Source organism: Agromyces sp. NPDC004153 (genome assembly GCF_053603635.1).
This window is the reverse complement of the sequence record NZ_JBSGFY010000002.1, coordinates 221,185-245,567: the sequence shown is the minus strand read 5'-3', so window position 1 is coordinate 245,567 and position 24,383 is coordinate 221,185. Positions and strand designations below refer to the sequence as shown.

Genomic DNA, 24,383 nt, shown 5'->3' with positions numbered 1-24,383 from the left:
CAGGCGACCCGGTGGCGACGAAGCCCAGGACGAAGGCGGAGACGCTCGCATGGTTGCGCACCATCGCGGGCGAGCTGTCGACCCAGACGTTGAAGCGTCTGGAGGACACGCTGCCGTGGTACGGCGACATGCCGCCGAGCCGCCGCTCGGCCGTGGGCCTCGTCGCCCAGGCCGGCATCTCCTCGTTCATCGCCTGGTACGACGATCCGCGGTCGACGCCGTGGATCGCGGCCGACGTCTTCGGCGCTGCGCCGCGTGAGCTTCTCCGCTCGGTGAGCCTGCAGCAGACGCTGCAGCTCATCCGGGTCACGGTGGAGGTCGTCGAGGAGCGCGTCAAGAACGGCGGCGGCGAGGAGCTGCGCGAGGCGATCCTGCTCTACTCCCGCGAGATCGCCTTCGCCGCGGCCGACGTGTACGCACGCGCCGCCGAGGCGCGGGGCCTCTGGGACGCCCGCCTCGAGGCGCTCGTCGTGGACTCGATCCTCTCGGGCGAGTACGACGACGAGCTCCCGAGTCGCATCGCGGCACTGGGCTGGCACGGTCACGGCGAGGTCGCGGTGCTCGTGGGCACCGCGCCGAAGCAGCTCGACGTCGACCACGTGCGTCGGGCGGCGCGGCACATGCACGCCGACGTGCTGATCGGCGTGCAGGGCAACCGGCTCGTGCTCGTGATCGGTCGATCCGACCCGCTCGGACGCGAGCCCGAGGACGCCATCGGCACGTCCCCCGCGCTCACGTTCATGGAGATCGCGACCCAACTCGAACCGCACTTCGGCCAGGGGCACCTGGTGCTCGGGCACGAGGTCCCCAACCTCGTCGACGCGTCGAAGAGCGCGAAGGCCGCGCTCGCGGGCTTCGCGGTCGCCCGGTCGTGGCGGCACGCGCCGCGACCCGTGCACGCCGACGACCTGCTGCCCGAGCGCGCGCTCGCGGGCGATCCGCTCGCCCGCGCGACGCTCGTGCACCGCATCTACCGGCCACTGCAGGCGCACTCCACCGAGCTCCTCACCACGCTGTGGAGCTACCTCGACAACGGTCGCTCCCTCGAGGCCACCGCCCGCGAGCTGTTCGTGCACCCGAACACCGTGCGCTACCGCCTGAAGCGCGTCTCCGACGTCATCGGGTGGGATGCCACGGGTGCCCGTGAGGCGCTCATCCTGCAGTCCGCGCTCATCATCGGCTCGATGAGCGACCACGAGCACCAGCCGCGCCGACGCCCGAGCTGACGCCGATCCGAGCGGCTCCGCGGCATCCGCGAGGCCCCGCATGTCGGGCGCGCACAAGGGTTCTCGCGAGAGCTTGTCGCAATGACACACACCCGAGGTGGCGGTCATTGGCAGGATAGGGAGGGTGATCGTCGTCGTCTGCCCTGGACAGGGCTCGCAGACCCCCGGATTCCTCGCCCCCTGGCTGGCCGACCCCGCCGCAGCGGAGCAGCTCGCCGCGTACTCGGCGGCCGCTGACGTCGACCTCGCGGCGCACGGCACCGAGAGCGACGCCGACACCATCCGCGACACCGCGATCGCCCAGCCGCTCATCGTCGCCGCGGGCCTGCTCGCGCTGTCCCGGCTCCTCGCCGACGGCCGCCGCGACCGCATCGGCGGTATCGCCGGCCACTCGGTCGGCGAGATCACCGCCGCGGCCGGCGCCGCCGTGCTCGCCGAGGCCGACGCGATGCGCTTCGTCGCCGAGCGCGGCCGAGCGATGGCGGATGCCGCGGCGCTCGAGGCCACCGGCATGAGCGCCGTCATCGGCGCCGACGAGGCCGAGCTCACCACCCGCCTCGACGAACTCGGACTCGAGCCCGCGAACTTCAACGGCGGCGGCCAGATCGTGGTCGCCGGTGCCCTCGACGCGCTCGAGCGCCTCCGGGCCGAGCCGCCGGCCGGCGCGCGGGTCATCCCGCTGCAGGTCGCCGGCGCCTTCCACACGCGCTACATGCGCCCCGCGGTCGACCGCCTCGGCGCCGTCGCCTCCGGCCTCGACGTGTCGGACCCCGGCGTCACCCTCTGGACCAACCGCGACGGCAGCGTCGTGACCTCGGGCACGGCGTTCGTCGACCTGCTCGTCGGACAGGTCTCGTCGCCGGTGCGCTGGGACAAGGACATGGAATCGTTCGCCGCCGCCGGAATCACGGGCCTCATCGAGGTGGCCCCCGCCGGCGCGCTCGTCGGCCTCGCGAAGCGTGCCCTGAAGGGCGTGCCGACCGTGGCCGTGAAGACCCCCGACGACCTGCCCGCGGCCATCGAGCTCATCGAGCAGGCCGCCTGACCGGGCACGAACCGCCAACGGGCGCACAGAGAAAGCCGAGCATGACGAAACCCACCCTGCAGCAGTCGCACGGACCCGCCTACACGCGCATCTACGCGATCGGGGCCGCCCGCGGCGAGAACGCGGTGCCGAACGACGACCTCATCGGCCCCATCAACTCGTCCGACGAGTGGATCCAGCAGCGCACCGGCATCGTGACGCGCGCCCGCGCCGGCGCCGACGTGTCCGCGCTCGACCTCGCGACGGAAGCCGCGAAGGAGGCCATCGCGAAGTCGGGCGTCGCCCCCGAGCTCATCGACCTCGTCATCGTCGCCACCATCTCCAACGTGCAGCAGACCCCGTCGATGGCGGCCGTCGTCGCCGACCGGGTCGGTGCGAACCCCGCCGCCGCGTACGACGCCAACGCCGCGTGCGCCGGCTACGCCTACGCCGTCGCCCAGGCCGACGCGCTCATCCGCACCGGCGTCGCGCACTACGCCCTCGTGATCGGCGCCGAGAAGCTCTCCGACGTCGTCGACCCGACCGACCGGTCGATCTCGTTCCTGCTCGGCGACGGCGCGGGCGCCATCGTCATCGGCCCGAGCGACTTCCCCGGCATCGCGCGCACGGTGTGGGGCTCCGACGGCTCGAAGGCCGCCGCGGTGGGCATGAACCACACGCTCGTGGAGTTCCGCGACGGGGCATCCGAGTGGCCAACCCTCCGCCAGGAGGGGCAGACCGTCTTCCGCTGGGCCGTGTGGGACATGGCCAAGGTCGCGAAGCAGGCGCTGGATGCCGCAGGCGTGACGAGCGCCGACCTGTCGGCCTTCATCCCGCATCAGGCCAACATGCGCATCATCGACGAGTTCGCGAAGCAGCTGAAGCTGCCCGAGTCCGTCGTCATCGCCCGCGACATCGCGACCACCGGCAACACGTCGGCGGCGTCGATCCCGCTCGCGACCCACCGGCTGCTCGAGGAGCACCCGGAACTCTCCGGAGGGCTCGCCCTCCAGATCGGCTTCGGCGCAGGCCTCGTGTTCGGCGCCCAAGTGGTGGTTCTTCCCTGAACCGCCGTTCATCGTCCATCTAGACTGAGTCTCGGTCAAACGAGACACCCCCCAAGGAGAAGAACCATGGCATTGTCCACCGAAGAAGTGCTTGCCGGCCTGGCCGAGCTCATCAACGACGAGACCGGCATCGCGACCGACACGGTTGAGCTGGACAAGTCGTTCACGGATGACCTCGACATCGACTCCATCTCGATGATGACGATCGTCGTCAACGCCGAGGAGAAGTTCGACGTCAAGATCCCCGACGAGGAGGTCAAGAACCTCAAGACCGTCGGCGACGCCGTCGACTTCATCGTCAAGGCCCAGGCCTAGTCGCTGACCCGAGCGGGCCGGCCGATCGGTCCGGCCCGCTCGATCACGTTGCCCTCTTCCCTCCTGGAGTGATTCTCGAATGACCAAGAAGATCGTCATCACGGGCATCGGTGCGACCTCCCCGCTCGGGGGTACCGCCCGTGACAGCTGGACGAACCTGCTCGCCGGCGAGTCCGGCGCCCGCACCATCGAGCAGGACTGGGTGGCGAAGTACGAGCTGCCCGTGACCTTCGCCGCCAACGCCAAGGTGTCGCCGGCCGACGTGCTCGAGCGCCACGAGATCAAGCGCCTCGACCCGTCGAGCCAGTTCGCGCTCATCGCGGGCCGCGAGGCCTGGGCCGACGCCGGCGCACCCGACGTGCCCTCCGATCGCCTCGCGATCGACTGGGCGACCGGCATCGGCGGCGTATGGACGCTGCTCGACGCGTGGGACACGCTGCGCGAGCGCGGCCCCCGACGCGTCCTGCCGATGACCGTGCCGATGCTCATGCCGAACGGCCCGGGCGCGGCGGTGGGCATGGACCTGCACGCGCGTGCCGGCATCCGCACCGTCGTCTCCGCGTGCGCCTCGAGCACCGAGGCGCTCGTGAACGCGTACGACCACCTCCAGGCGGGGCTCGCGGACGTGGTCATCGCGGGCGGCTCGGAGTCCGCCATCCACCCGATCACCATCGCCTCCTTCAACTCGATGCAGGCGCTCTCCCGCAACAACGACGACCCGGCGCACGCGTCGCGGCCGTACGACGTCGCACGCGACGGCTTCGTCATGGGCGAGGGCGCAGCGGCGCTCGTCGTCGAGACCGAGGAGCACGCGAAGGCCCGCGGTGCGCGCATCTACGCCGAGCTCATCGGCGGCGCGGTCACGAGCGACGCCTACCACATCACGGCGCCCGACCCCGAGGGCACCGGCGCCGCCCGTGCGATGGTGGCGACCCTCGAGCAGGCCGGCGTCGGCATCGACGAGGTCGCCCACATCAACGTACACGCCACGAGCACGCCCGTCGGCGACATCGCCGAGTACACCGCCCTGGCGGCCGTGTTCGGCGAGCACCTCCCGAACATCGCCGTGAGCGCGACCAAGGCCTCGACCGGGCACCTGCTCGGCGGCGCCGGCGCGATCGAGGCGATCTTCACGGTGCTCGCGCTGCATCACCGCACGGCTCCCCCGACGATCAACGTCACCGAGCTCGACCCCGAGATCGACCTCGACGTCGTGCGCGAGCCGCGCGCGCTCGGCGACGGCGAGCTCGTGGCGATCTCGAACTCGTTCGGCTTCGGCGGGCACAACGCGGTGGTCGGCTTCCGCACCGTCTGATCCGTACGGCTCATGGAACGGGCCCCGACGCCTCACGGCGCGGGGCCCGTTTCGTCGCCGCCTGCTGCTTCGCTCGTGCGGTCGCCGGGAAGGGTCATCCGACGTCCGCGTCGCGCCGCTCGGGCGGCGTCGCCGCTCAACCCACCTGGTGCAACCAGACGACCGGGGCGAAGTCGCTCGCGTGGCGGAACGGCTCGAGCTCGTCGTCCCACGCCTGCCCGAGCGCGAGGCGCAGCTCGCGATGCAGCTCGACCGCGTCGTGGCCGGCGATCTCCATCGCGTAACGGATGCGGTCCTCGGGGATGACGGTGTTGCCTGCCGTGTCGGTCTGCGCGAAGTACACGCCGAGGTCGGGCGTGTGCATCCATCGCGCGCCGTCGGACCCGGGCGTCGGGTCCTCGCTCACCTCGAAGCGCAGCTGGTCCCAGCCGCGCAGCGCAGAAGCGAGCTTCGCACCGGTGCCGGCCTCGCCCTCCCAGTAGAACTCGGCGCGCAGCAGGCCGCGAGAGACCGGCTGCTCGGACCAGTCGAAGTTCACGGCCGTGCCGAGCGCACGCCCGGCAGCCCACTCCACATGCGGGCACAGCGCCCGCGGCGAGGAGTGCACGAACAGCACGCCTCGCGCGGCGCGCACGGCCCGCGTGACCTTCTCCGCCATCTCCGTCTCCGTTCTCGAGGTGCGTCTTCCCCTACGACCTCGGAACCGCCGGACAGCGGGTGTTCGATTGTGGACGGCGAGCCGTCAGGGACGAGTATGCCGCGGAATCCGGGCCCTGACAAGGATCCGCGCGGGTCGGCGACGCATTCCGGGACCGCCGACGCTGCCCGATGACGACCACTTGCGCGGAACAGTATGCTCGGTGAAGCGTTCCCGATCCCCCTCCGGAGGTGCACATGGCCGTGCGCGACGCGCTGCTCGCGCTGCTCACCGTCGGTCCGGCGTACGGGTTCCAGCTGCACGGCGGTCTCGCGGCGCGAACCGGCGGCCGTCGCAGCATCAACGTCGGCCAGACGTACGCCACGCTCGAGCGACTCCGGAAGCAGGGGCTCGTCGAGCCCGCGGGCACCACCGACGACGGGCTCCCCCTCTACGGCCTCACGACCGCAGGTGACGCCGCGGCGCGGTCGTGGCTCGAGGGCACGGATGCCGCGGGCGCCGACCCGTGGGACGAGACCGTCGATCGCGTGCTCATCGCCCGATCGCTGCCCGGGGTCGACGCCGAGGCGGTGCTCGCCGCCGAGCGGAATCGGTGGGAGCGGCGGCGGGACGCGGCATCCGCTGCCGGCGCCGTGGAGAGCCCGGCGGCGGCCGGCTCGCTCGATGAGGAGGACGCCGCGCGCGAAGGTGAACGGCGGCTCGCCGCGCTCGTCACGGCCGCCGAGCGCTTGCGCGCGGAGGCGGTGCTCGGCTGGCTCGACGCAGTGTCGTCGCAGGAGCGGATCCCCTTCGCGCCCCGCGCGGAGCGCCCCAAGCGCGGGCGACGCCCGGCCGCGGCGGCTCAGCCGGCCGACGCGTAGCTCTCGACGATCGCGAGGTCGAGCGGGAAGTCGACCGGGAAGTCGCCGAAGAGCAGGCGCCCCGCGGCAGCGGCGGTCTCCACGACGGCGACGGCGACCGCGTCGGCGGTCTCGCGCGGCGCGTGCACGATGAGCTCGTCGTGCAGGAAGTACACGAGGTGGGGCGCTCGGCCGAACACCGGTCCCGACTTGGACGCGGCCGGCGCGGCATCCGTCACCGTCGACCCGATCTCGGCGAGCCGGCCGCGCAGCGCGGCCATCCAGCACAGCGACCACTCGGCCGCGCTCCCCTGGACGACGAAGTTGCGGGTGAACCGGCCCCAGTCGCGGGCGCGCGACCGTGCGCGCCGTTCATCGGTCGCCGTCGCGTCGGGCTCGCTCGCGCGGGCCTGCACCGCACGCCACTCCGCCGACGGGAGGGGTGAGGAGCGGCCGAGGAGCGTCGTGACCGGAAGCCCGCGCTCGCCGTCGGTCGCGGCCCGGTCGACGAGGGCCATGGCCCGGGGGAACGCCCGGGCCAGTCGCGGGACGAGGCGGCCGCTGTCGCCCGTGGTCGCCCCGTACATCGCGCCGAGGATCGCGACCTTCGCCTCGTCGCGCGTGCCCACGACGCCGCCGTCGACGAGTCCGCGGTAGATGTCGCGGCCGCGTGCCGCCTCGGCCATGGCCTCGTCGCGGGCGATCGCGGCGAGCACGCGCGGCTCGAGCTGCGCGGCGTCGGCCACGACGAGCGTCCATCCCGGATCCGCGACGACGGCGCTGCGGACGTTCTTGGGCAGCTGCAGCGCTCCCCCGCCCGAGGTCGCCCATCGGCCCGTCGCCGTGCCCCCCGGCACGTATTCGGGCCGGAAGCGTCCGTCGACGATCCACTCGTCGAGCCAGGTCCAGCCGTTGGCGCTGAGGAGCCGCGAGAGCTTCTTGTAGGCGATGAGCGGCTCGATCGCGGGGTGGTCGTGTTCGCGAAGCTCCCATCTGGCGGTGGACTCGACCGGGATGCCCGACCCGCGCAACGCCCGCAGCAGGTCGGCCTGCGAGTCGAGGTTCACGGATGCCGCGCCGAGCTCCTCGCGCACCTGCGTCGCGAGCGCCTCCATCCGCGCCGGCTTCCATCCCGGCGATGGGCGGGGGCCGAGCTCGGACTCGAGGACGGCCTCATGCACGGCGCGGTCCCACGGGAGGCCCGCGGCGTGCAGCTCCGCGCCGATGAGCGCGCCCGCGGATTCCGCGGCGAGCAGGAGCCGCAGCCGGCCGGGGTCGGCGCCCTCGGCGACGAGGGCGAGCTGGCGCGCGAGCTCGGCCGCGACCGCGTCGACGGCGACGGATGCCCCGGAGGTGCGTGCCGCGGCATCCGTCGATGGTGCGAGGACCTCGGAGCCCGGCGGCGCGGTGCGCTCGGGGTCGGTCGCCCGGTCGTCGCCGAAGTCGTCGAGGTCGAAGAGCGCGCTGTGCGCGACCGGCGACTGCGTCGTGCCCTCGGCGGCCGCGCCGCCGGCCTCCGCCGGTCCGGGCGGCAGCCAGGCGGGTCGGAGGTTCCGCCCGCCGGCCCGGGCCGCTTCGGTGAACGTCGAGCGGTCGAGGATCGCGCCGCAGAGCCGGAGGTCGTGGCACCGCTCGACGCGGACGCCCGCGTCGAGGAGGCGCGGATACCAGCGTCGCGTCTCGGTCCACACCCAGCGGGGGTGATCGCGCGCCTCCAGCGTGCGCACGGCCTCGGCGAACCCGTCGAGCGAGACCTCGGCGAGGGGTCGGGCCGGGTCGTCGGGGTCGACGAGGACGATCCGACCCTGCGCTCCTGCGCCGACCACCACGTGCATGGCTCCATTCTCGTGGTCGCCGGTGACACCGCGGCGGACTCCGGCTGCGCGAGTGTCGGCGGGATGCCGCACCATGGATCGCATGGTGCAGCGAAGGGTCCGATCGTGGTCGCCGTGAGCTTCCGGTGCGGTCACGGCGCCGCCGCGGGTGCAGACGGGGTCGTCGCGCTCCGTCGGGTCTGCCCGCTGTGCATGCTCATCGACGAGACGCACCGCAGCCGTGGCGAGCTCCTCGGTCGGGTCGCGCCCGCCCAACGATCGGCGCTGGCCCGAGAGACGCGGATCGGCGCGACTTACGACTGGCGCTGCGAGCGCGGACACGATCGATACGCCGCCACGATCAGCGACGTGCTCACCGGCCCCGGCTGCCCCAAGTGCCGGGTCAACGCGGCTGGTCCGACGGCGGCGCGCGAGGCGGGAGTCGCGTACATGAACCCCGGCCTGCGCACCCGCACGTCGCAGACCGAGCAGCGGCTGAAGATCCTGCTGGGCGAGCGCATCCGGCTGCACCACGGCGTCAACGCGGTGCGCATCGCCCGCACGTTCTACGGCCGTCAAGAGGTCTGGCCCGACATCCTCGTGCCGCAGCTGCGCATCGCGATCGAGTACGACGATCCGGGTCGGTCCCGGCGAGCCCACCGTGGGCTCAAGGAAGGCTCCGACCTCGAGAAGGACGAGGCGCTGCGCGAGGTGGGCTGGGAGGTCGTGCGCATCCGTGCGGGCGGTCTCGATGCCCTGGGGCGGAACAGCATCGTCTGCACGGCGCTCTCCCCGGCGGTGGCCGACGAGGTCGTCGCCTGCATGCGCCGGATCCGCGGCGACGCAGCCGTCGATGCCATCTCGATCGTGCATCCGGCGCTGCCGTGACGCCTCGCCGAGCAAGGTTCGCACGATTGATGCGCGGAGGGCCCCGCCGCCGATAGGGTGAGTCCACCCGCGGGTGGTCGCCCGCGGGATTCGTGCGCGAGAGAGGCTTTCCGACGTTGCTCCTGCCCTTCCTGATCGTCGGAGGCCTCGGCCTCGTCCTGCTCGTCATCTCGCTCGTGCTCGGCGACATCTTCGACCACTTCGACATCGGCGACGGCGCCATCTCGGGCACGGCACTCGCCGTAGGGCTCGTGGTCTTCGGCGCGGCCGGCGCATTGACCGTGACCTGGGGCCTCGACCTCCTCTGGGCGTACGTGCTGGCGGCCGTCCTCGCGGTGATCGCCTACCTGCTCAGCGCCGTCGCCGTCCGCAGCCTGACCCGCAGCTCCGACGGGGTGCCCGCCTCGGCGCTCGGGCTCACCGGCGTCGCGAAGTCCGACGTGTCCTCGGCGGGCGGCGAGGTGAGCCTCGACGGCCCCGGCGAGATCGAACGACGGCTCGCCTGGTCGGATGCCCCGATCGCCGAGGGCGTGCGGATCCGCGTGATCGAGCACGCCGGCACGCGCGTCAAGGTCGTCGCCGACTGACCGCTCCTCGGATTCCACGAACGACCTGCTCATCCCCTCCTGATCGCTCCCGTTCCCGAAAGGACCGCCCGTGCTCGACCCCTTCCTCGTGCAGGTGATCTCGATCATCGCCATCGCGATCGCGCTCATCGCACTGCTCGTCTTCATCGGCCGCCGCATCCGGCGCGTCCCGCCGAACGAGGCCCTCGTCATCGTCGGTCGCGGCGCCGGGCGCCCCGCTCCCGGCGAGGCGCCGGTCGGTCAGCGGGTCGTCATCGGCGGCCGCACGTTCGTCTGGCCGGTCCTCCAGCAGGGCTTCGCGATCTCGCTCGAGCAGCGCCAGATCGGGATCACCGTCGAGGGCGTCGACAAGAACCGCATCAAGATCGCCATCAAGGCCTCCATCAACTTCAAGGTGAGCGGCACGGAAGAGGGCGTGCGGCGCGCCGCCCAGCGCTTCCTCTCGCAGCAGGAGCTGCTCACCGAGATCATCAAGGAGTCGCTCGAGGGCTCGCTGCGCTCGATCGTCGGCGACATGACCATCGAGCAGATCATCTCCGACCGCAAGAGCCTCTCCGACCGCGTCGTCGCCGAGACGAAGGCCGACCTCGTCGAGCAGGGCCTGCAGGTCGACCTGCTCAACATCTCCGACATCTCGACGCCCGGCAGCGACTACCTCGCCAACCTCGGCCGCGCCGAGGCGGCTCGGGCCCGCCAGGTCGCCGAGGTCAGCGAGGCCGAGGCGGCCCGCGCCAGCGAGTTCGCCCGCATCGAGGCCGCCGAGCAGATCGCCGAGCGGCAGAAGGCGCTGAGCCTCAAGCAGGCGGTGATCAAGGCCGAGACCGATCGCGCCAACGCCGAGGCCGAGGCATCCGGCATGCTCGCGAAGGCCGAGCAGGACAAGCTCGTCGCCACGCAGGAGCGCGAGGCCCTCGCCGAGCAGGCGCTCGTGACGCAGGAGAAGCTCGACATCGACGTGCGCAAGCCCGCCGAGGCGCACGCATACGCCGAGGTCCAGCGCGCGAACGCGCAGCGCGATGCCGCGAACGCCGCAACCGAGGCCGACGCGTACAAGCGCACCAAGATCGCCGAGGCGAACAAGGTCGCCGCGGTGCAGGACGCCGAGGCGGCCGCGACGTCGGTCCGCGTGTCGGGCGAGGCCGAGCGCGACCGCCAGGTGGCCCTCGCCGCCGGTGTCCGCGCCGAGGGCGAGGCGCGCGCCGCGGCGATCCAGGCCGAGGGCATCGCGGATGCCGCCGCGACCGACGCGAAGGCGATCGCGCTGAAGAAGTACGGCGAGGCCGCCCTGGCGCAGGAGATCATCTCCCGTCTGCCCGAGATCGTGCGCGCCGCCGCGGAACCGATCGGCAACATCGACTCGCTCACGGTCGTCTCGACCGACGGTGCGAGCGCCATTACGAAGACGGTCGGCCAGGTGCTCGGCGAGGGCACCGAGGTCGTCAAGTCGCTGACCGGGCTCGACGTGGGCGCGATCCTCGCCGGTCTCGCCGGCGGTCAGCTCGTGAAGGCCGACCTCGCGAAGGACTGACGCGCTCGGGCGGGCCGGCCGGACTCATCGATCCGCTTCGGCCCGCTCGTCCAACGCCAGGTCGAGCGCCTCGGCTCGTGAAAGGACGCGTCCGTCGGCCCGCGCGGCCTCGAACGGCTCGGCCGCCTCGGAAGCGAGGATCTGCTGCACGAACGGTGCGTGGGTCATCCGTGCCCGCTGGTCAGCCATCCCCGTGCGGGTACGCGAGGCCTCGGCCGCTCCCAGCAGCAAGCCACTGCGCGCGATGTCCCCGCGCAGCGCGGCGCACGCCGCCAGTCCCTCCAGCGCATAGCCGTTGCCGTCCTCGAAACCGAGCTGCAGTGAGAGCTCCAGCCCTCGCATGAAGAGCTCAGGGCGCGCCTCGCCCAGGCCGAGCCGTCCCCACCCGGCGTTCGTGAGCGCGATCGACTCCACGAAGCGATCGCCGAACGCGGCGGCCTCCGCGATCACGGTCTCCGCGACCTCGAGCGAGCCGCGGGCATTCCCCCGGTAGAGCTCGATCGTGCCGAGGCTGGACCTGAAGAAGGCGTTGAACGTGGGATCCAGCTCCGGTCCGACCAGCTCGACCGCTCGTCGCTGCAACGCCTCCGCACGGTCCAGGTCGGGCGGCCAACGATAGGTGCACGCGATGCTCAGCACCGTCAGCGAGCACCCCTCCCCGAATGCGTCGTCGAGGTCGTGGAACAGCTCGACGCTCTCCTCGATGGGGGCGAGGTCGATCTCCGCAGTCGGCTGCAGCAGCGAGACCCAGGCCGAGATCGCGTTCGCGATCGCGCGGGTGCGGTCGGCGAGCGGCACGCCAGCCCTGAGCACGTCTCCCATCCATGCCTTCGCCTCGGGCAGCAGGTTCCGGATCCACCAGTACAGCAGCAGGCGCCACACGGCATCGACCACGGCCTCCGTCTCCCCGAGGTCGATGAGATGGCGATAGCCCGATCGGATGTTGTCCCGCTCGGCCTCGAGCCGGTCGAGCGCCGCGAGCTGCGTGCCTCCCCGCAGCTTCGGCTCGATCTCGGCGGCGAGGCGCACGTAATGGTCGGCGTGCGCCTGTCGCGCCGCCGCGGCATCCGGTTCGTGCTCGAGCCTCGCGGTCGCGATCTCGCGCACCGGCACGAGCATCGAGAAGAACGGGATCCCGGCGTGGTCGTGCTGGCGGAGCAGGCTGCAGTCGACGAGCTCCACCACCGCGTCGAACGCCCCGTCGGCCAGCGCCGTGCCGCCCACGACCGCCTCGATCGCGTCGAGGCTGAAGTCGCCGGAGAACACGCCGAGGCGGGTGAACAATGCCTGCGCATCCGCGCTCAACAGGTCGATGCTCCACTCCACCGTCGCTCGGATGGTCTGCTGGCGCTCGGGCACGTCGCGGGCACCCGTCGCCAGGACCGGGAGCACCCGGTCGAGGCGCGCCACCAGCGCCTCGGGCGTGAGGACGCGGATGCGGGTCGCCGCGAGCTCGATCGCGAGCGGCACGCCGCCGAGCACCCGGCAGATGCGGGTCACGGCCGCGGCGTTCTGCTCGGTGACGTCGAACCGGGGATCCGCGGCTCGTGCGCGGTCCCGGAACAGTCGGACGGCCGGCGCAGCCACGATCTCCTGCAGCGCCGTGCCATCGGCTTCTGCCGGCAGGCCCAGTGGGTCGACGTCAAAGACCTGCTCATCGCGCAGCCGGAGCCGCATGCGGCTCGTCACCAGCACGGTCGCGTCCGGCAACGCGGTCAGCAGCCTCGCCACCAGCGGTGCCGACGACACGATCTGCTCGAAGTTGTCGAGCACGATGAGGTCGCGCCGATCCGAGCGCGCCGCAGCGAGCCGGTCGAGCAGGGGTTGCTCCCCCACGTCGCGGACCCCGAACGCCCGCGCCACCGCGGGCAGGATGTCGCGATCCTCGCGCACGTGCTCGAGGGCGACGAACGTGATCCGGTCGAATCGGTCGTCGAGTCCTCGCGCGACCTCGATCGCCAGCCGGGTCTTGCCGATGCCGCCGGCTCCCACGAGCGTGACGAGGCGTGGACCGTCGGCGGCGCCGATCCACGCGCGCAGCGACGCGACGTCCGCGTCGCGCCCGACGACGTCGGTGGACGAGACCGGCAGCGGCCCTGCCGGGATCGCCTCGACGTCGCCCGCCCCTGGGATCCGCGATGCGTCGAAGCGCTCGGCCAGGAGGCCCGCCAGGTCGGCTTCGATGAGCCGCTCGAGGTCGCCCGGGGTGCCGAACGAGACGTAGGAGGCGGTGTCGTCCTCGCGGATCCGCTCGATGAGCGCCGCGAGCCGCGCCTGCCGCTCGGCGGGCTGCTTCACGTAGATGAGCTTCGGCATCGCACGCGGTGCGAGCCGATACTCGTCCTCGAGGCCTGAGATGTCCTCCCCCGGCGCGATCCAGCCGTACTCCTGCCAGTAGACGCCGACGAACACGTCGCTCTGCGCGAGGTAGGAACGGTAGAGCTCCCGCGGAGGATGCGGGCGCGCCCCGAGCTCGAACATCACCGGGGCGAGGTGCAGGCGCTCGATCGCGCGCCGAGCGACCTTCCTCTCGGGTCCGAGCTCCCGAAGGGTCGAGCTGACGAAGATCCGCAGGAGCCGGTCTGGCGTCCGGATGCTCGGCTCGTCGGTCGCGTCGTTCACGACGAGGCCCTCGACCGCTGCGCGCACCAGGACCGGCGCCACATGTGGTCATTCTCACCCCACGGCGGCGACGCGTCCAGCGCGTGGGGATCGCGACGCGCCGATGGCCGTGACGCCGGACCCGAGCCGGGCCGGCGGGCCCGAGGGCTAGACTGCTGCCAGTCGGCGCCCTGGGGAGGTCATGGCGGTGGACTCGACGGCGATCCGGACACCTGACCAGCGACTCCGCGTGTTCGTCAGCTCCACGCTCCGGGAGCTCGCGGCCGAGCGCACCGCCGCACGCGCCGCCATCGAGCGACTGATGCTGACGCCGGTCATGTTCGAGCTCGGCTCGCGTCCGCACCCGCCCCGCGACCTCTACCGCGCCTACCTCGCGCAGAGCGACATCTTCGTCGGCATCTTCGGTGCGAGCTCCGGGTGGATCGCGCCCGGCGAGGACATCTCGGGCCTCGAGGACGAGTACGCCCTCGCCGAAGGGATGCCGCGACTCGTCTACCTGACGAACGGGCACGGTCCCCGCGACGAACGACTCGAGGCGCTCGTGGACCGGATCCGAAACCGCGACGACGTGTCGTACTCCACGTTCCGCGACGCCGCGGAGCTCGAGGAGCTCGTGGCCCGCGACCTGGCGCTGCTCATCGGCGAGCGGTTCGACCGGGCGCACGCGATGGATCCGTCGCGGCAGGGCGAGGCCCTCCCCGCCCCGGTCGACTCCTTCGTCGGACGGCAGGTCGATGTGGCGGCCGTCGGCGACCTGCTCCGGTCGCAGCACGATCGTCTCGTGACGCTGATCGGACCGGGCGGAGTCGGCAAGACCCGGCTCGCGATCGCCTCGGCGGCGGATGCCTCGGGGGCGTTCGCCGCCGGCGTGCACTTCGTCGACCTCACCCCGGTGCGCAACGCCGCGCTCGTGACCCCGGCGATGGCGTCGGCCCTCGGGGTCATCGACGTCGGCGACGGCCGCCTCGAGGAGCGGGTGGCCACGGCGATCGGCGATCGCCCGACGCTCCTCGTCGTCGACAACCTCGAGCACCTGCTCGAGGCGGCACCGCAGCTCGCGCGACTGCTCGCGGCCGCGCCCGGCGCCGTGGTGCTGGCGACGAGTCGCGTCGCGCTGGGCATCGCGGGCGAGCACCGCTACGAGGTGCGCCCACTCGCGATCCGCGACGACCGGGCGGATGCCGCGTCGCCCGGCCCGGCGGAGCAGCTGTTCCTCGACCGCGCGAAGGCCGCTGGCGCGGTCGGCCTCGGCGACGGCGACCTCGACGACATCCGCGCCGTGTGCCGGGCGTTGGACGGGCTGCCGCTCGCCATCGAGCTGGCCGCCGCACGCACCAGGCTCCTGACGCCCGCGGAACTCCGTGAACGACTCGACCGCGGCATGGACGTACTCCCCGAAGCGGGCCCCGACCGGCCCGAACGGCAGCGCACCCTCGCTCGCACGATCGACTGGAGCGTCGAGCTCCTCGATGACGAGGCACGGGACGCGTTCGACGCGGTCGGCGTGTTCTCGGGGGGATTCGACCTCGACGCGGCATCCGCAGTCATCGGTCACGACGCCCTCGAACCCTTGGCCCGGCTCGTCGACGCGAGCCTCGTCGTGCACGAGACGACGGGCCGGTCGAGCCGGTTCACGATGCTGACGACCGTGCGGACCGCGTCCCTCGAGCGCGCGGCGGAGCGCGGCGCGGCGGCGCAGCTCGCCGACCGCCACGCGGCGCACTTCATCGCGGTCGCCCGGCAGGAGGGCCCGAAGCTGTACGGACCCGGCGGGGTGGACACGCTCTGGGCCCTGCGCGCCGACCACGAGAACCTCCGCGCGGCCGGGCGGACGCTCCTCGAGCAGGGTCGCGCCGAGGAGCTCGAGGTGCTCGCGTGGCGCCTCTTCCCGTTCTGGTGGGCGAGCGGCCGCCAGGGCGAGGTGACGGCCTGGATGCGCGAGCTCCTCGCGCGGCATCCGCTCGAAGGACGAGCACGTGCGTCGGCGCTCTACTTCACCGGCTCGATCACCTTCGGCGACGCGGATCGCACCGACGCGGTGCGCGACCTGCGCGAGAGCGCCGACGGCTTCGCGGCCGTCGGCGACGTGCTCGGCGAGGCGTTCGCGCGCAACTCGCTCGCCCTGGCGCTCGCCGACCGGAGCGTTGGTGACCTGCCGGGCGCGGACCGCGAGATCGCGCGCGGATTCGCCCTCTTCGCGCAGCGGCGCCATCCGCTCGGGGAGAGCCTGGCGCACGTCATACACGGCCTGCTGCGGCTGGCGGCCGACGACGTCGCGGGCGCGCATCGCGCGTTCCTGCGCGGCGACGAGATCGCCGCGGCCGGCCGCGACGAGTTCAGCCGAGCGATGAGCGAGCATCACGTCGGCGTCGCCGAGGTGCTCGCGGGTGACCCGGTCACCGCCGAGCCGCGGTTCAAGAACAGCCTCCGGCGTTCGCTCCGGCTCTTCTACGTCGAGGGCATCGCGCACGCGCTCGAGGCACTGTGCGCCGTCGCGGCCGATCGCGGCGACGTCGAGCGTGCGGCGACGCTGCTCGGTGCGGCGCGCGCGGCACGCGCCATCAGCGGCGTCTACAACAGCCCACCGCTCGCCGCCTTCGCGCAGACGGCGCGCCGGCTCGAGGCCGAGCACGGGCACGAACCCGGGTTCGCCGCATGGGTGGCGGCGGGTGCGGACCTCGGGACGGCGGCCGCCGCGGCGTACGCGCTCGGCGACTGAGCGGGTGGGGCACGCAGCGCTGCACCTCACCCGGCGCCCGAGCTGCCGCCCGCGTCGTCGAACTCGCGCCGGAGGTACTTCGGTGCCTGGATGCGCCACGCCTCGGTCACGAGCTCGACGAGGTGGTCGTCGTCGATGGCGGCCATGCGGAACGCGACCTTCGGCTCGCCCCACCTCGTCGTCGTGCGCAGGAACACGTCGGGTGCCATCTTGACGAGGGCGAACGCGTCGATGCGGTCGGCGACCTTGACCCCGACGACGAGCTCGCCCGCGATGATCGCGCGCATGTCCTCGGGGATGCTCGGCCACGGGTGGCACTCCCACGCGTAGAGCCTGCCGCGCACGAACCACGCTGCGCCCCCGGTGGTCGCGCGCTCCTCGCTGCCGGGCAGCCCAATGGCGGTGCGGCGGACGTCGTCGAGGGTGGCCACGGACCGAGCGTATGCCGCACCCCCGACACGGAACGCCGGTCAGCCGCCGTCGCGCAGCCAGGTCATCACGTACGCCGGGGCCGGGGCCGTGTCGGCGGCCTCCGACCCGAACGTGAGGTGGGATCCTTCCATCCGGAAGCGCTCAGCGGCCCACCGCCTGGAAGTAGTTCGCGGCTCCGTAGTTCGCCACGTTCGCGCCGAGCAGCTGGCCTTGGACGTCTGCGAAGCGGTAGTGCAGGCCCGCCCAGATCCGCGCCTCGATCAGCTCGGCGAGCGGCTGCGAGAACGAGTCGAAGCTACGCACCTTCGGCTCGGCGGCCGTGAGGAGGGCGGAGAAACTCGTGATCTGGAAGCCGCCTTCGATCACGTCGCCGAAGAACATCCGCATGATGGTCACGTGGGCGGCGTCGAGGCAGTTGTGTCCCGACGGCGTGTCGGGGTACGGCGCGGTGATCAGGGCCGCCCATCCGGGCTCGGCGATGGTCGCGGGGTTGTCGTCCTCGTCGGCCCGAGGGATCGCGTTCCACGGTCGCCAGAGGTCGTAGAAGTACTTGTCGTTCCAGCAGTTGATCGCGGCATCCGCCCCGCTCAGGTTCTGCAGCGCCAGGAGCCTCGCGCTGTCGGCGGCGGTGAGCTCGTTCCGATCGATGAGCTGTCGGGAAACCTCGTTCCAGCTGAGGATGGGCGCGCTCTGCCACCACTTGGCGACGTACGTCTGGTGCTCCGTCCGAGTGGACCCCGTGGCTCGTCCGAGCGCCTGGACCTCGTTGACCTCCGCCGCGTAGGCTTCGCTGTCGAGCGGGGGCGGCGGTTCGGTGCGGAACTGCGAGGGGCTCTCGATCAGGAACGGCTCGACGCCGCCCGCCCATGGGGTCGGGTCGAGGATCGGCTGCCCCTGCGCGTTCAGGAGCGGCCACCAGTGCCCGGGCGAGGTGTCGGGAACCCACTGGGACTCGCCGAACCGTCCGTCGTCCATTCGTGCCTCGAGCATGGCGGCGGCCGCTGCGTGTCCGGCGGCGACGCCCTGCTTCTCGAAGGGGCCATCGGCGACCGCATCGAGCGAGGTCGCGTACTCGGTGGCGAGCGTCGCCAGGAGGCCCGCCCGGCCCGGGAACGGCGCGCGCTCCGGTGCGCTCGAGACGAGCTCCGCGAGCACGTCGTAGGCGGCGGTCGCCACGGCGGCTTCCACTGACGCCTTCGCCCCGAAACGCTTGTCGAGGAGATAGGGCTGATGCTGCTTGGGCCCGATCGCATTGACCGCGTCGTACACGGCGCCCTGGGTCATGCCCATGTTGATCTGGAACGCGGGTGGCGCGCCGCCGTTCGGTCCCGGAACGGCGGCGAGCGTGGTCGCTGCGACCTGGTTCCAGTGGAGGACGGCGGTGGCGTCCGCTGCAACAGGCGGTGCGGCGGATGCGACGAGCGGTACGACCGATACGCCGTACGCGCCGAACGCGGCCGATGCGACGATCGTGCCGGCAACCAGACTGACGAATCGTTGATGGGTCATGATGCCCCCCAAGTGGGTGCGAGCAAACAGGGCCCCCCGAATACCTCCGACTGTCCCACCAATCCGAGAGCGTGTCCACAGCTTCAGGGCTCGAGAGATCCTCGACTTTGACCCCAGTTCTGGGGCACGGCAGTTCTGGGGCACGGCGCGGGGATCACGCCAACTGGCGACTCGCCTGAGCGGCGAAGCGGCCGCGCAGCGCCATGAGCTCGTCGAACGTGCCCGACTCGAGAATGCGTCCGCGCTCGAGGTAATAGATGCGGTCGGCGTTCCTCACCGTGCTGAGCCGGTGCGCGATGACGATGCGCGTCACCGAGAGCTGGTCGAGGCTCTCAGCCACGATGGCCTGCGTCACGTTGTCGAGGGCGCTCGTGGCTTCGTCGAACAGCAGGACGCGCGGGTCGCCGGCGAGGGCACGTGCGATGAGGAGTCGTTGGCGCTGTCCGCCGGACAGGGTCGAGCCACCCTCCGTGATCGCGGTGTGCATGCCCATCGGCATCGCTCGGACGTCGTCGGCGAGTCCCGCGTGCTCGGCGGCACGCCACGCGTCATCGATCGTCAGGTCCACGGCGTCGCCGAGGATGTTCGACATGATCGAGCCCGGCAGCGGCTCGACCGACTGGAGCACCACCCCCAGCTGGCGGCGCACCGCGCGCAGGTGAGTCCCGCGAGGTCCTGGTCGTCGAGGTAGACGCCGCCCTCCTCGGGCACCTCGAAGCCGAGCAGCAGCCGCCCGAGCGTGGACTTGCCCGAGCCCGACGGCCCCACCAGGGCGACCGAGCTGCCCGCAGGGATCCGGAGGGAGACGTCGTCGAGCACGAGCGGTCCGTCCTCCTGGTAGCGGAAGGTGATGCCGCTGAACTGGACATCGCCGCGGAGCACGCCCGGGTCCGACTTCGACGCGTCATCCTCCGGGACCTCGGCGATCACCGGGAGCACGCGTCGCATGGCGGGAGCAGCCTGCACGAGTTGCGTCGCGACGAGGGTGATCGACACGACCGCGGCCACGACCTGACCGAAGGCAGCGTTGATCGCGAGGAAGGTTCCCGCTGGGATCGCCTGCGGGTCGCTCACCCCGACCACGGCGAACAGGACGAGCGATGAGAGCACCGGGAAGACGGCGATGGCGGTCGTGACGACGTTCTGCGCGCGGCGCACGTCGTTCTGCGCCGCACGCCGCGTGCTGAAGCGCTCCGCCCAGCGCCCGAACGCCTTCTCGTGGGCGCCCGCCACCCGCAGCTTGCTGATGCCGGAGACGAACTCGAGCACCAGTCCGCTCAGCTGCCCGGCCGTCTGCTCGACGGCCCGGGCCCGGCGATACTGCACCCGGCTGGAGAACACGACGACGGCCACGAGGGCCAACAGCAGGAGCGTGGCGACGATGCCGAAGGCGATGCTGTAGAACCAGATGAGCCCAAGGCTCACGACGGCCGTCGCCACACCCAGGAGCGCCACGACCGCCCCGCTTCCGACCACTCGCACCATCGTCTCGACGGACTGCACCCGCACCGCGAGGTCGCCGGCCGCATAGCGCCGGAAGAACGCGGCCGGGAGCGAGAGCAGGCGACCCCAGATCGCGGGAACCAGGTAGCCGCCCAGCCGACCCTGGATGCGCAGGACCGCGATCGCCGTGGCCAGCTGGAACAGGGCGCCCGCGATCGCCGCGACCACTAGGGCCAGGATCAGCTGCACCAGTTGCGGGACGTCCGCCTCGGGGATGACGATCCCGACGATGCGACCCGTCACGATCGGCACGGCAAGGGCGACCAGCGCAGACCCGATCGCGAACGCGACCAGCCAGAAGATGTCCGACCGCGCGTGCACGAGTGCCGAGCGCAGCAGGGCGCCGACGGTGAGCGGACCGTCCGGAAGCGGGCGGTAGACCACGACGGCGTCGGGCTCGACGGCGGCCGCGGTCTTCGCGTCGAGGACGACGCGAGAGCGCTGCTGCGGATCGATCAGCTCGTAGCGGGTGGCACCGCGCGGCACGAGCGCGACCGGGCGGTGGTCCTCGGCGAGGTAGCCGATCATGGGGCCCGAGTCCTGCCGCCACCAGCCGTCCGTCAGGCGCACACGGCGCGTCCGCACGCGCGCCGATCGCGCGAGCAGTGTGATCCGGTCGGCGGATCCCCGCCCGGGCGGAAGCGCTGCCACGGTCACGCCGTGCACCTTGGCGACGACGGCGAACGCCGCGTCGATGGGGTCGTCGCCCTCGGCTGCGACCGGAAGGGGCGCCTGACGGTCCACCAGGGCACGCAGTCGCTCGAGTCCGTTCGCCATCGCGCTCGTGCGACCGCCGCGCTGCGCGCGCACGCGTGCCAGGCCGTCGGATTCGATCTCCGCGCGTCGGCGCTCTACGGCCGTCCGCAGGCGCTCGACGGGATCCGTGTCGGCGGCCGGAGCGGCCGGATCCGGCTGCTCGTCCCCCGACGCGGCATCCGCGAGCGAGCCGATCCAGGCGAGTCGGTCGCCTCCGTCCGACCCCTCCGCCGGGGCGGGACGCACGACGGTGTCGACGCCGCCCACCGCGAGCAGCCGGATGCCGCGGCCTGCGTCGTCCTCGATGCCGAAGAGCCGTCCTCCTGGGACCGTCGTGCCGAGGTGCAGCCGCGCGATGGGCGAACCGGAGTCGACGCCGATCGCGAAGACCTCGACGACACCGCGGACGACGAGCCAGGAGCGCGCGGCATCCGTCAGCAGGAGCGGTCGGTTTGCGCCGAGCGCGAGGTCGCCCGCGACATCCGTCTCGTCGTCGGTCATTCGGCGGCGCCCCCGTCTGCGGCGAAGAGCGCGCTGTACGGACCCCCGCTGCCGATCATCTCATCGTGCGTGCCGCGCTCCACGATCCTGCCCCGGTCGAGCACGATGATCTCGTCGCAGTCGCGGATCGTCGAGAGTCGATGTGCGACGATCAGCGCGGTGCAACCGCGGCGCCGGATGTTCCCGTCGATGAGCTGCTCGGTGCTGGGATCGAGGGCGCTGGTGGCCTCGTCCAGCACGAGGATGCGGGGCTCGGCGACGAGCGCCCGGGCGATCTCGAGCCGCTGCGCCTCGCCACCGCTGAAGTTGGCACCACCCTCCCGCACCTCGGTGCCGTAGCCGTCGGGGCGCCGGGCGATCTGGTCGTGGATGGCCGCGTCGTGCGCGGCCTGCACGACCCGGGCGGTCGGGATCGTGCCGTCCCACATCGTGAGATTGTCGCGCACCGTGCCGCTGAACAGGCGGATGTCCTGGTCCACGAGCGCGAGCGAGGAGGTGATGGTGTCGCGCGGCCAGTCCCTGCGCGGGCGGCCGTCGAAGAGGATCTCGCCGCTCCACGGCTCGTAGAGTCCTGCGACGAGCCGACTGATGGTCGACTTGCCGCTCCCGGATCCGCCGACCAGGGCCACTCGGCTGCCCGGCCGCAGGGTCAGGTTCACGCCGTCGAGGAGGGGCGGATCCAGGATGCTGTAGCCGAACGTCACGTCGCGCAGCTCCAGCATTCCCGCCAGCCGCGTCACCGGAGCATGGGAGCCGTCATCGTCCACGTCGACGGGATTGGCGAGCACGTCGTCGAGCCGCTCCAGGTCGCCGCCGATCTCCTGGAGCGTCCCGCCCAGCTGCACGAAGCGCCCGACCGGCTCGATCGCGCGGTTCATCAGCACCTGGAAGGCGATGAGGGTGCCGAGGCTCATCGCTCCCGTGATGACGTTGAGACCGCCCCAGCCGAGGACGGCGGCCGTCGTGAGCGCCGCGAGGAACGGGGGCACGACGAGCAGCGGCAGCGACACCCGCCCCAGGCGCTGCGCCGCCGACACCGTGCGTGCGTGCAAGCCCGTGATCCGCGTGAACAGGTCGGACTCGCGACCCGACGCCTTGATGGACTCGATCGACTTGATGCCGCTCATCGAGCTGCCGAGCAGGAGCCCGGTGTCCTGCAGCATGCGCAGGTTCTCGTCACGGCGCCGACGGCCCACCGCGCGCAGCACGAGCACGTTGATCACCACGCCGGCGACCCCGACGAGCGCCAGCGCGGGGCTGTACCCGAACATGACGACGAAGTAGAAGACCACCACGACCGAGTCGATGAGGGCCGCCGCGACCTCGCTCGACAGCAGCACGGCCACGCGGTCGTTGCTCGGTACGCGTCCCGAGATCTCGCCTGCCGATCGGCCGGCGTAGAACGAGATCGGAAGTCGCAGCACGTGCCAGAGGAACACACCCGAGCTGTGCATCGAGAGTTTGGTCTCGAGAGCCATCAGGTATCGCTGCCGAAGGGCGGTGAGCACGCCGATCGCGAGGGCCGCGCCGAATAGCAGCGCCAGGATCGGCCCGATCGCCTCGGGTTGATCCGCCACGAGCACCTGGTCGATGAACGCCTTGGTCAGGACGGCGGCGGCGAGCCCGGGAATGACGAGCGCGAGCCCCGCGAGCACGACGTACAGCAGTCCCGCGATCGAATGACGGAGTCGCTGTGCCAGGCCGGTCAGCACGCGTGGCGGCGAGCCCCCGCGCTCGAACTCGGGGCCGGGCTCCAGTCGCAGCACGACGCCCGTGAACGACGCGTCGAACTCGTCGTCGGTCACCATGCGGGAACCCACGCCGGGGTCCTTCAGGAACCAACGCCCGGGCGCGTAGCCCTCGACGACGACGAAGTGGTTGAAGTTCCAGAACACGATCGTCGGGAGGAGCCCGCCGCGGATCTCGTCGGGATCCTGGCGGAGTCCCTTGGCGGTCATGCCGTAGGCGCGGGCCGTCTTGAGGATGCTGCTGGCCTTGACACCGTCGCGCGAGACGCCGCTGGCCTCCCGCAGTTCGTCCAGCGGCACCCACCGTCCGTAGTGCGCGAGCACCATGCGCAGCGACGCGACGCCGCACTCGGCCGCCTCCATCTGGATGACGGTCGGCGTGTGCTCTCGACGGGATCGGGGCGGATCGGACCTCCCCACCCCGGTCGCGGCCGTCCGTTCCGCAGTCCGCGTCATCCTTCCGTCCGATTCGCCGGGAACAGCAGCGTGATCGGTGCCTGCACGGCAGTGATGACGGTGGAGTTCACCAGGGTTCCCGCCGCCAGCGGCTCAGGCGGACCGTCTCCGGACGTCCAGGCGTACCGCGTGGGCGTGTCGGCAGGGGTGAGGGCCACCTCGATCTGGATCACGGGTGGGCCCGAGACCACGATGTTCGTGATCTCGTCGTTGTTCAGGAGCGCCCCGACGCCGGCTCGGGTGACAGGGTGCGTCCCCACACGGGTCACCGTGCCGAGGAGCAGGCCGTACTCCTCCGAGGGGACGGTCGTCACCGAGATCTGCACCGGCATGCCCGGCTTGATCGGTTGGTTCGCGGCGACGGCGATGAACGCGTACACGCGCAGGTCCTCGTCATCGGGTTGGATGCTGACGATCGTGGCACCGGCCTCGACGGCGTCGCTCGGGTGCGCGAGCAGCTCGACGATCGTTCCGCCGGCCGCCGCCTCGACCGTGACGCTGCCCTCGGCGGTCTCGACCGTCGCCACGCGGTCCCCGGCGGACACCTCGTCGCCTGCTGCGACGAACACCTCGGAGAGCTGTCCGGCATCCGGTGTCACGCTGTTCACCGTGCCGTACTGCGTGGCAAGGACCCCCGCGGCCGGGAACGTGGTCTTCACCGTGCCGACGAAGCACCACACGATGAAGGTGATGAGCGCGAGTCCCACGGCTCCGAGTGCGATCCATCCGGCCGGGCGCACCAGCCGCACCTCCGTGTCGAGCTGCTCGGGGCTCGACAGGTGCTTCAGGGCACCGGCTCGGTACATCGGCGAACTCACGTCAGCTCCCCGGTCGCTCGCTCATCGTCATCGACGGCATGACTCCCCCTGTCTGCAG

At 72.0% G+C, this 24,383-nt stretch carries 17 protein-coding genes and 1 pseudogene; 10 read left to right on the top strand and 8 right to left on the bottom strand.

Annotated features, from left to right (window positions below; translation table 11 throughout):
* Positions 1-11: 11 nt before the first annotated feature.
* The 5 genes from ACWEOH_RS15105 to ACWEOH_RS15085 all read left to right on the top strand — a co-directional run bounded on the left by ACWEOH_RS15105 (position 12) and on the right by ACWEOH_RS15085 (position 4,947).
* A complete protein-coding gene (locus ACWEOH_RS15105) occupies positions 12-1,226 on the top strand; it encodes a PucR family transcriptional regulator (protein ID WP_452032360.1) in 1,215 nt (404 codons plus the stop codon).
* A gap of 124 nt (positions 1,227-1,350) precedes the next feature.
* Complete coding sequence (locus ACWEOH_RS15100) at positions 1,351-2,271, top strand: ACP S-malonyltransferase (protein WP_452032358.1); 921 nt, start codon at positions 1,351-1,353, stop codon at positions 2,269-2,271.
* A gap of 41 nt (positions 2,272-2,312) precedes the next feature.
* Entirely contained in the window at positions 2,313-3,317 is a 1,005-nt protein-coding gene (locus ACWEOH_RS15095; RefSeq protein ID WP_452032356.1) for a beta-ketoacyl-ACP synthase III, read from the top strand.
* 66 nt (positions 3,318-3,383) lie between these two features.
* Positions 3,384-3,632, top strand: coding sequence for an acyl carrier protein (locus ACWEOH_RS15090; RefSeq protein WP_056731598.1), 249 nt, complete (start codon positions 3,384-3,386; stop codon positions 3,630-3,632).
* A gap of 79 nt (positions 3,633-3,711) precedes the next feature.
* Positions 3,712-4,947: a beta-ketoacyl-[acyl-carrier-protein] synthase family protein gene (locus ACWEOH_RS15085; RefSeq protein ID WP_452032354.1), complete on the top strand. Its 1,236-nt coding sequence runs from the start codon at positions 3,712-3,714 to the stop codon at positions 4,945-4,947.
* 136 nt (positions 4,948-5,083) lie between these two features.
* On the opposite strand, the gene ACWEOH_RS15080 is transcribed toward ACWEOH_RS15085, so the two are convergent.
* Positions 5,084-5,605: a DUF3145 domain-containing protein gene (locus tag ACWEOH_RS15080; RefSeq protein ID WP_452032352.1), complete on the bottom strand. Its 522-nt coding sequence runs from the start codon at positions 5,603-5,605 to the stop codon at positions 5,084-5,086.
* 236 nt (positions 5,606-5,841) lie between these two features.
* Here ACWEOH_RS15080 and ACWEOH_RS15075 point away from each other — a divergent pair, with 236 nt between their 5' ends.
* A complete protein-coding gene (locus ACWEOH_RS15075) occupies positions 5,842-6,465 on the top strand; it encodes a PadR family transcriptional regulator (RefSeq protein WP_452032350.1) in 624 nt (207 codons plus the stop codon).
* Here ACWEOH_RS15075 and ACWEOH_RS15070 read toward each other — a convergent pair.
* Positions 6,447-8,279, bottom strand: a complete 1,833-nt coding sequence (locus tag ACWEOH_RS15070; RefSeq protein ID WP_452032349.1) for a bifunctional 3'-5' exonuclease/DNA polymerase — start codon at positions 8,277-8,279, stop codon at positions 6,447-6,449. The genes ACWEOH_RS15075 and ACWEOH_RS15070 overlap by 19 nt on opposite strands.
* A 105-nt stretch (positions 8,280-8,384) precedes the next feature.
* On the opposite strand from ACWEOH_RS15070, the gene ACWEOH_RS15065 reads away from it, so the two are divergent.
* From ACWEOH_RS15065 to ACWEOH_RS15055, 3 genes are all read left to right on the top strand, one after another.
* Positions 8,385-9,146 (top strand): hypothetical protein, encoded by a 762-nt coding sequence (locus ACWEOH_RS15065; RefSeq protein WP_452032347.1) that lies wholly within the window; start codon positions 8,385-8,387, stop codon positions 9,144-9,146.
* 116 nt (positions 9,147-9,262) lie between these two features.
* Complete coding sequence (locus ACWEOH_RS15060) at positions 9,263-9,733, top strand: NfeD family protein (RefSeq protein ID WP_452032345.1); 471 nt, start codon at positions 9,263-9,265, stop codon at positions 9,731-9,733.
* Between the two features lie 70 nt (positions 9,734-9,803).
* Entirely contained in the window at positions 9,804-11,261 is a 1,458-nt protein-coding gene (locus ACWEOH_RS15055; RefSeq protein WP_452032343.1) for a flotillin family protein, read from the top strand.
* Positions 11,262-11,285: 24 nt separating this feature from the next.
* On the opposite strand, the gene ACWEOH_RS15050 is transcribed toward ACWEOH_RS15055, so the two are convergent.
* On the bottom strand, positions 11,286-13,925 hold the full coding sequence (locus ACWEOH_RS15050; protein WP_452032341.1) for an ATP-binding protein: 2,640 nt from the start codon (positions 13,923-13,925) through the stop codon (positions 11,286-11,288).
* A 187-nt stretch (positions 13,926-14,112) separates the two neighbouring features.
* On the opposite strand from ACWEOH_RS15050, the gene ACWEOH_RS15045 reads away from it, so the two are divergent.
* Positions 14,113-16,602 carry a DUF4062 domain-containing protein gene (locus tag ACWEOH_RS15045; RefSeq protein WP_452032339.1) on the top strand — a complete coding sequence of 830 codons (2,490 nt, stop codon included), beginning with the start codon at positions 14,113-14,115 and terminating at the stop codon, positions 16,600-16,602.
* A gap of 26 nt (positions 16,603-16,628) precedes the next feature.
* Here ACWEOH_RS15045 and ACWEOH_RS15040 read toward each other — a convergent pair whose 3' ends face one another.
* The 5 genes and pseudogenes from ACWEOH_RS15040 to ACWEOH_RS15020 form a co-directional block, all read right to left on the bottom strand.
* Positions 16,629-17,033 carry an MmcQ/YjbR family DNA-binding protein gene (locus tag ACWEOH_RS15040; protein WP_452032337.1) on the bottom strand — a complete coding sequence of 135 codons (405 nt, stop codon included), beginning with the start codon at positions 17,031-17,033 and terminating at the stop codon, positions 16,629-16,631.
* A 142-nt stretch (positions 17,034-17,175) separates the two neighbouring features.
* A complete protein-coding gene (locus ACWEOH_RS15035; protein WP_452032335.1) occupies positions 17,176-18,543 on the bottom strand; it encodes a vanadium-dependent haloperoxidase in 1,368 nt (455 codons plus the stop codon).
* Between the two features lie 154 nt (positions 18,544-18,697).
* Positions 18,698-20,574: pseudogene (locus ACWEOH_RS15030) on the bottom strand (NHLP bacteriocin export ABC transporter permease/ATPase subunit).
* 725 nt (positions 20,575-21,299) lie between these two features.
* The gene (locus tag ACWEOH_RS15025; RefSeq protein WP_452032333.1) at positions 21,300-23,507 is read right to left on the bottom strand and encodes an NHLP family bacteriocin export ABC transporter peptidase/permease/ATPase subunit; all 2,208 of its coding nucleotides are present in this window, start codon (positions 23,505-23,507) and stop codon (positions 21,300-21,302) included.
* Entirely contained in the window at positions 23,504-24,325 is an 822-nt protein-coding gene (locus ACWEOH_RS15020; RefSeq protein WP_452032331.1) for an HlyD family efflux transporter periplasmic adaptor subunit, read from the bottom strand. The genes ACWEOH_RS15025 and ACWEOH_RS15020 overlap by 4 nt, the downstream gene beginning before the upstream one ends.
* Positions 24,326-24,383: the final 58 nt, after the last annotated feature.

Coding starts and splice junctions, on each gene's coding strand:
- ACWEOH_RS15090 (WP_056731598.1), top strand. CDS start 3,384: ATGGCATTGTCCACCGAAGAAGTGCTTGCCGGCCTGGCCGAGCTCATC.
- ACWEOH_RS15095 (WP_452032356.1), top strand. CDS start 2,313: ATGACGAAACCCACCCTGCAGCAGTCGCACGGACCCGCCTACACGCGC.
- ACWEOH_RS15025 (WP_452032333.1), bottom strand. CDS start 23,507: ATGACGCGGACTGCGGAACGGACGGCCGCGACCGGGGTGGGGAGGTCC.
- ACWEOH_RS15070 (WP_452032349.1), bottom strand. CDS start 8,279: ATGCACGTGGTGGTCGGCGCAGGAGCGCAGGGTCGGATCGTCCTCGTC.
- ACWEOH_RS15035 (WP_452032335.1), bottom strand. CDS start 18,543: ATGACCCATCAACGATTCGTCAGTCTGGTTGCCGGCACGATCGTCGCA.
- ACWEOH_RS15080 (WP_452032352.1), bottom strand. CDS start 5,605: ATGGCGGAGAAGGTCACGCGGGCCGTGCGCGCCGCGCGAGGCGTGCTG.
- ACWEOH_RS15085 (WP_452032354.1), top strand. CDS start 3,712: ATGACCAAGAAGATCGTCATCACGGGCATCGGTGCGACCTCCCCGCTC.
- ACWEOH_RS15075 (WP_452032350.1), top strand. CDS start 5,842: ATGGCCGTGCGCGACGCGCTGCTCGCGCTGCTCACCGTCGGTCCGGCG.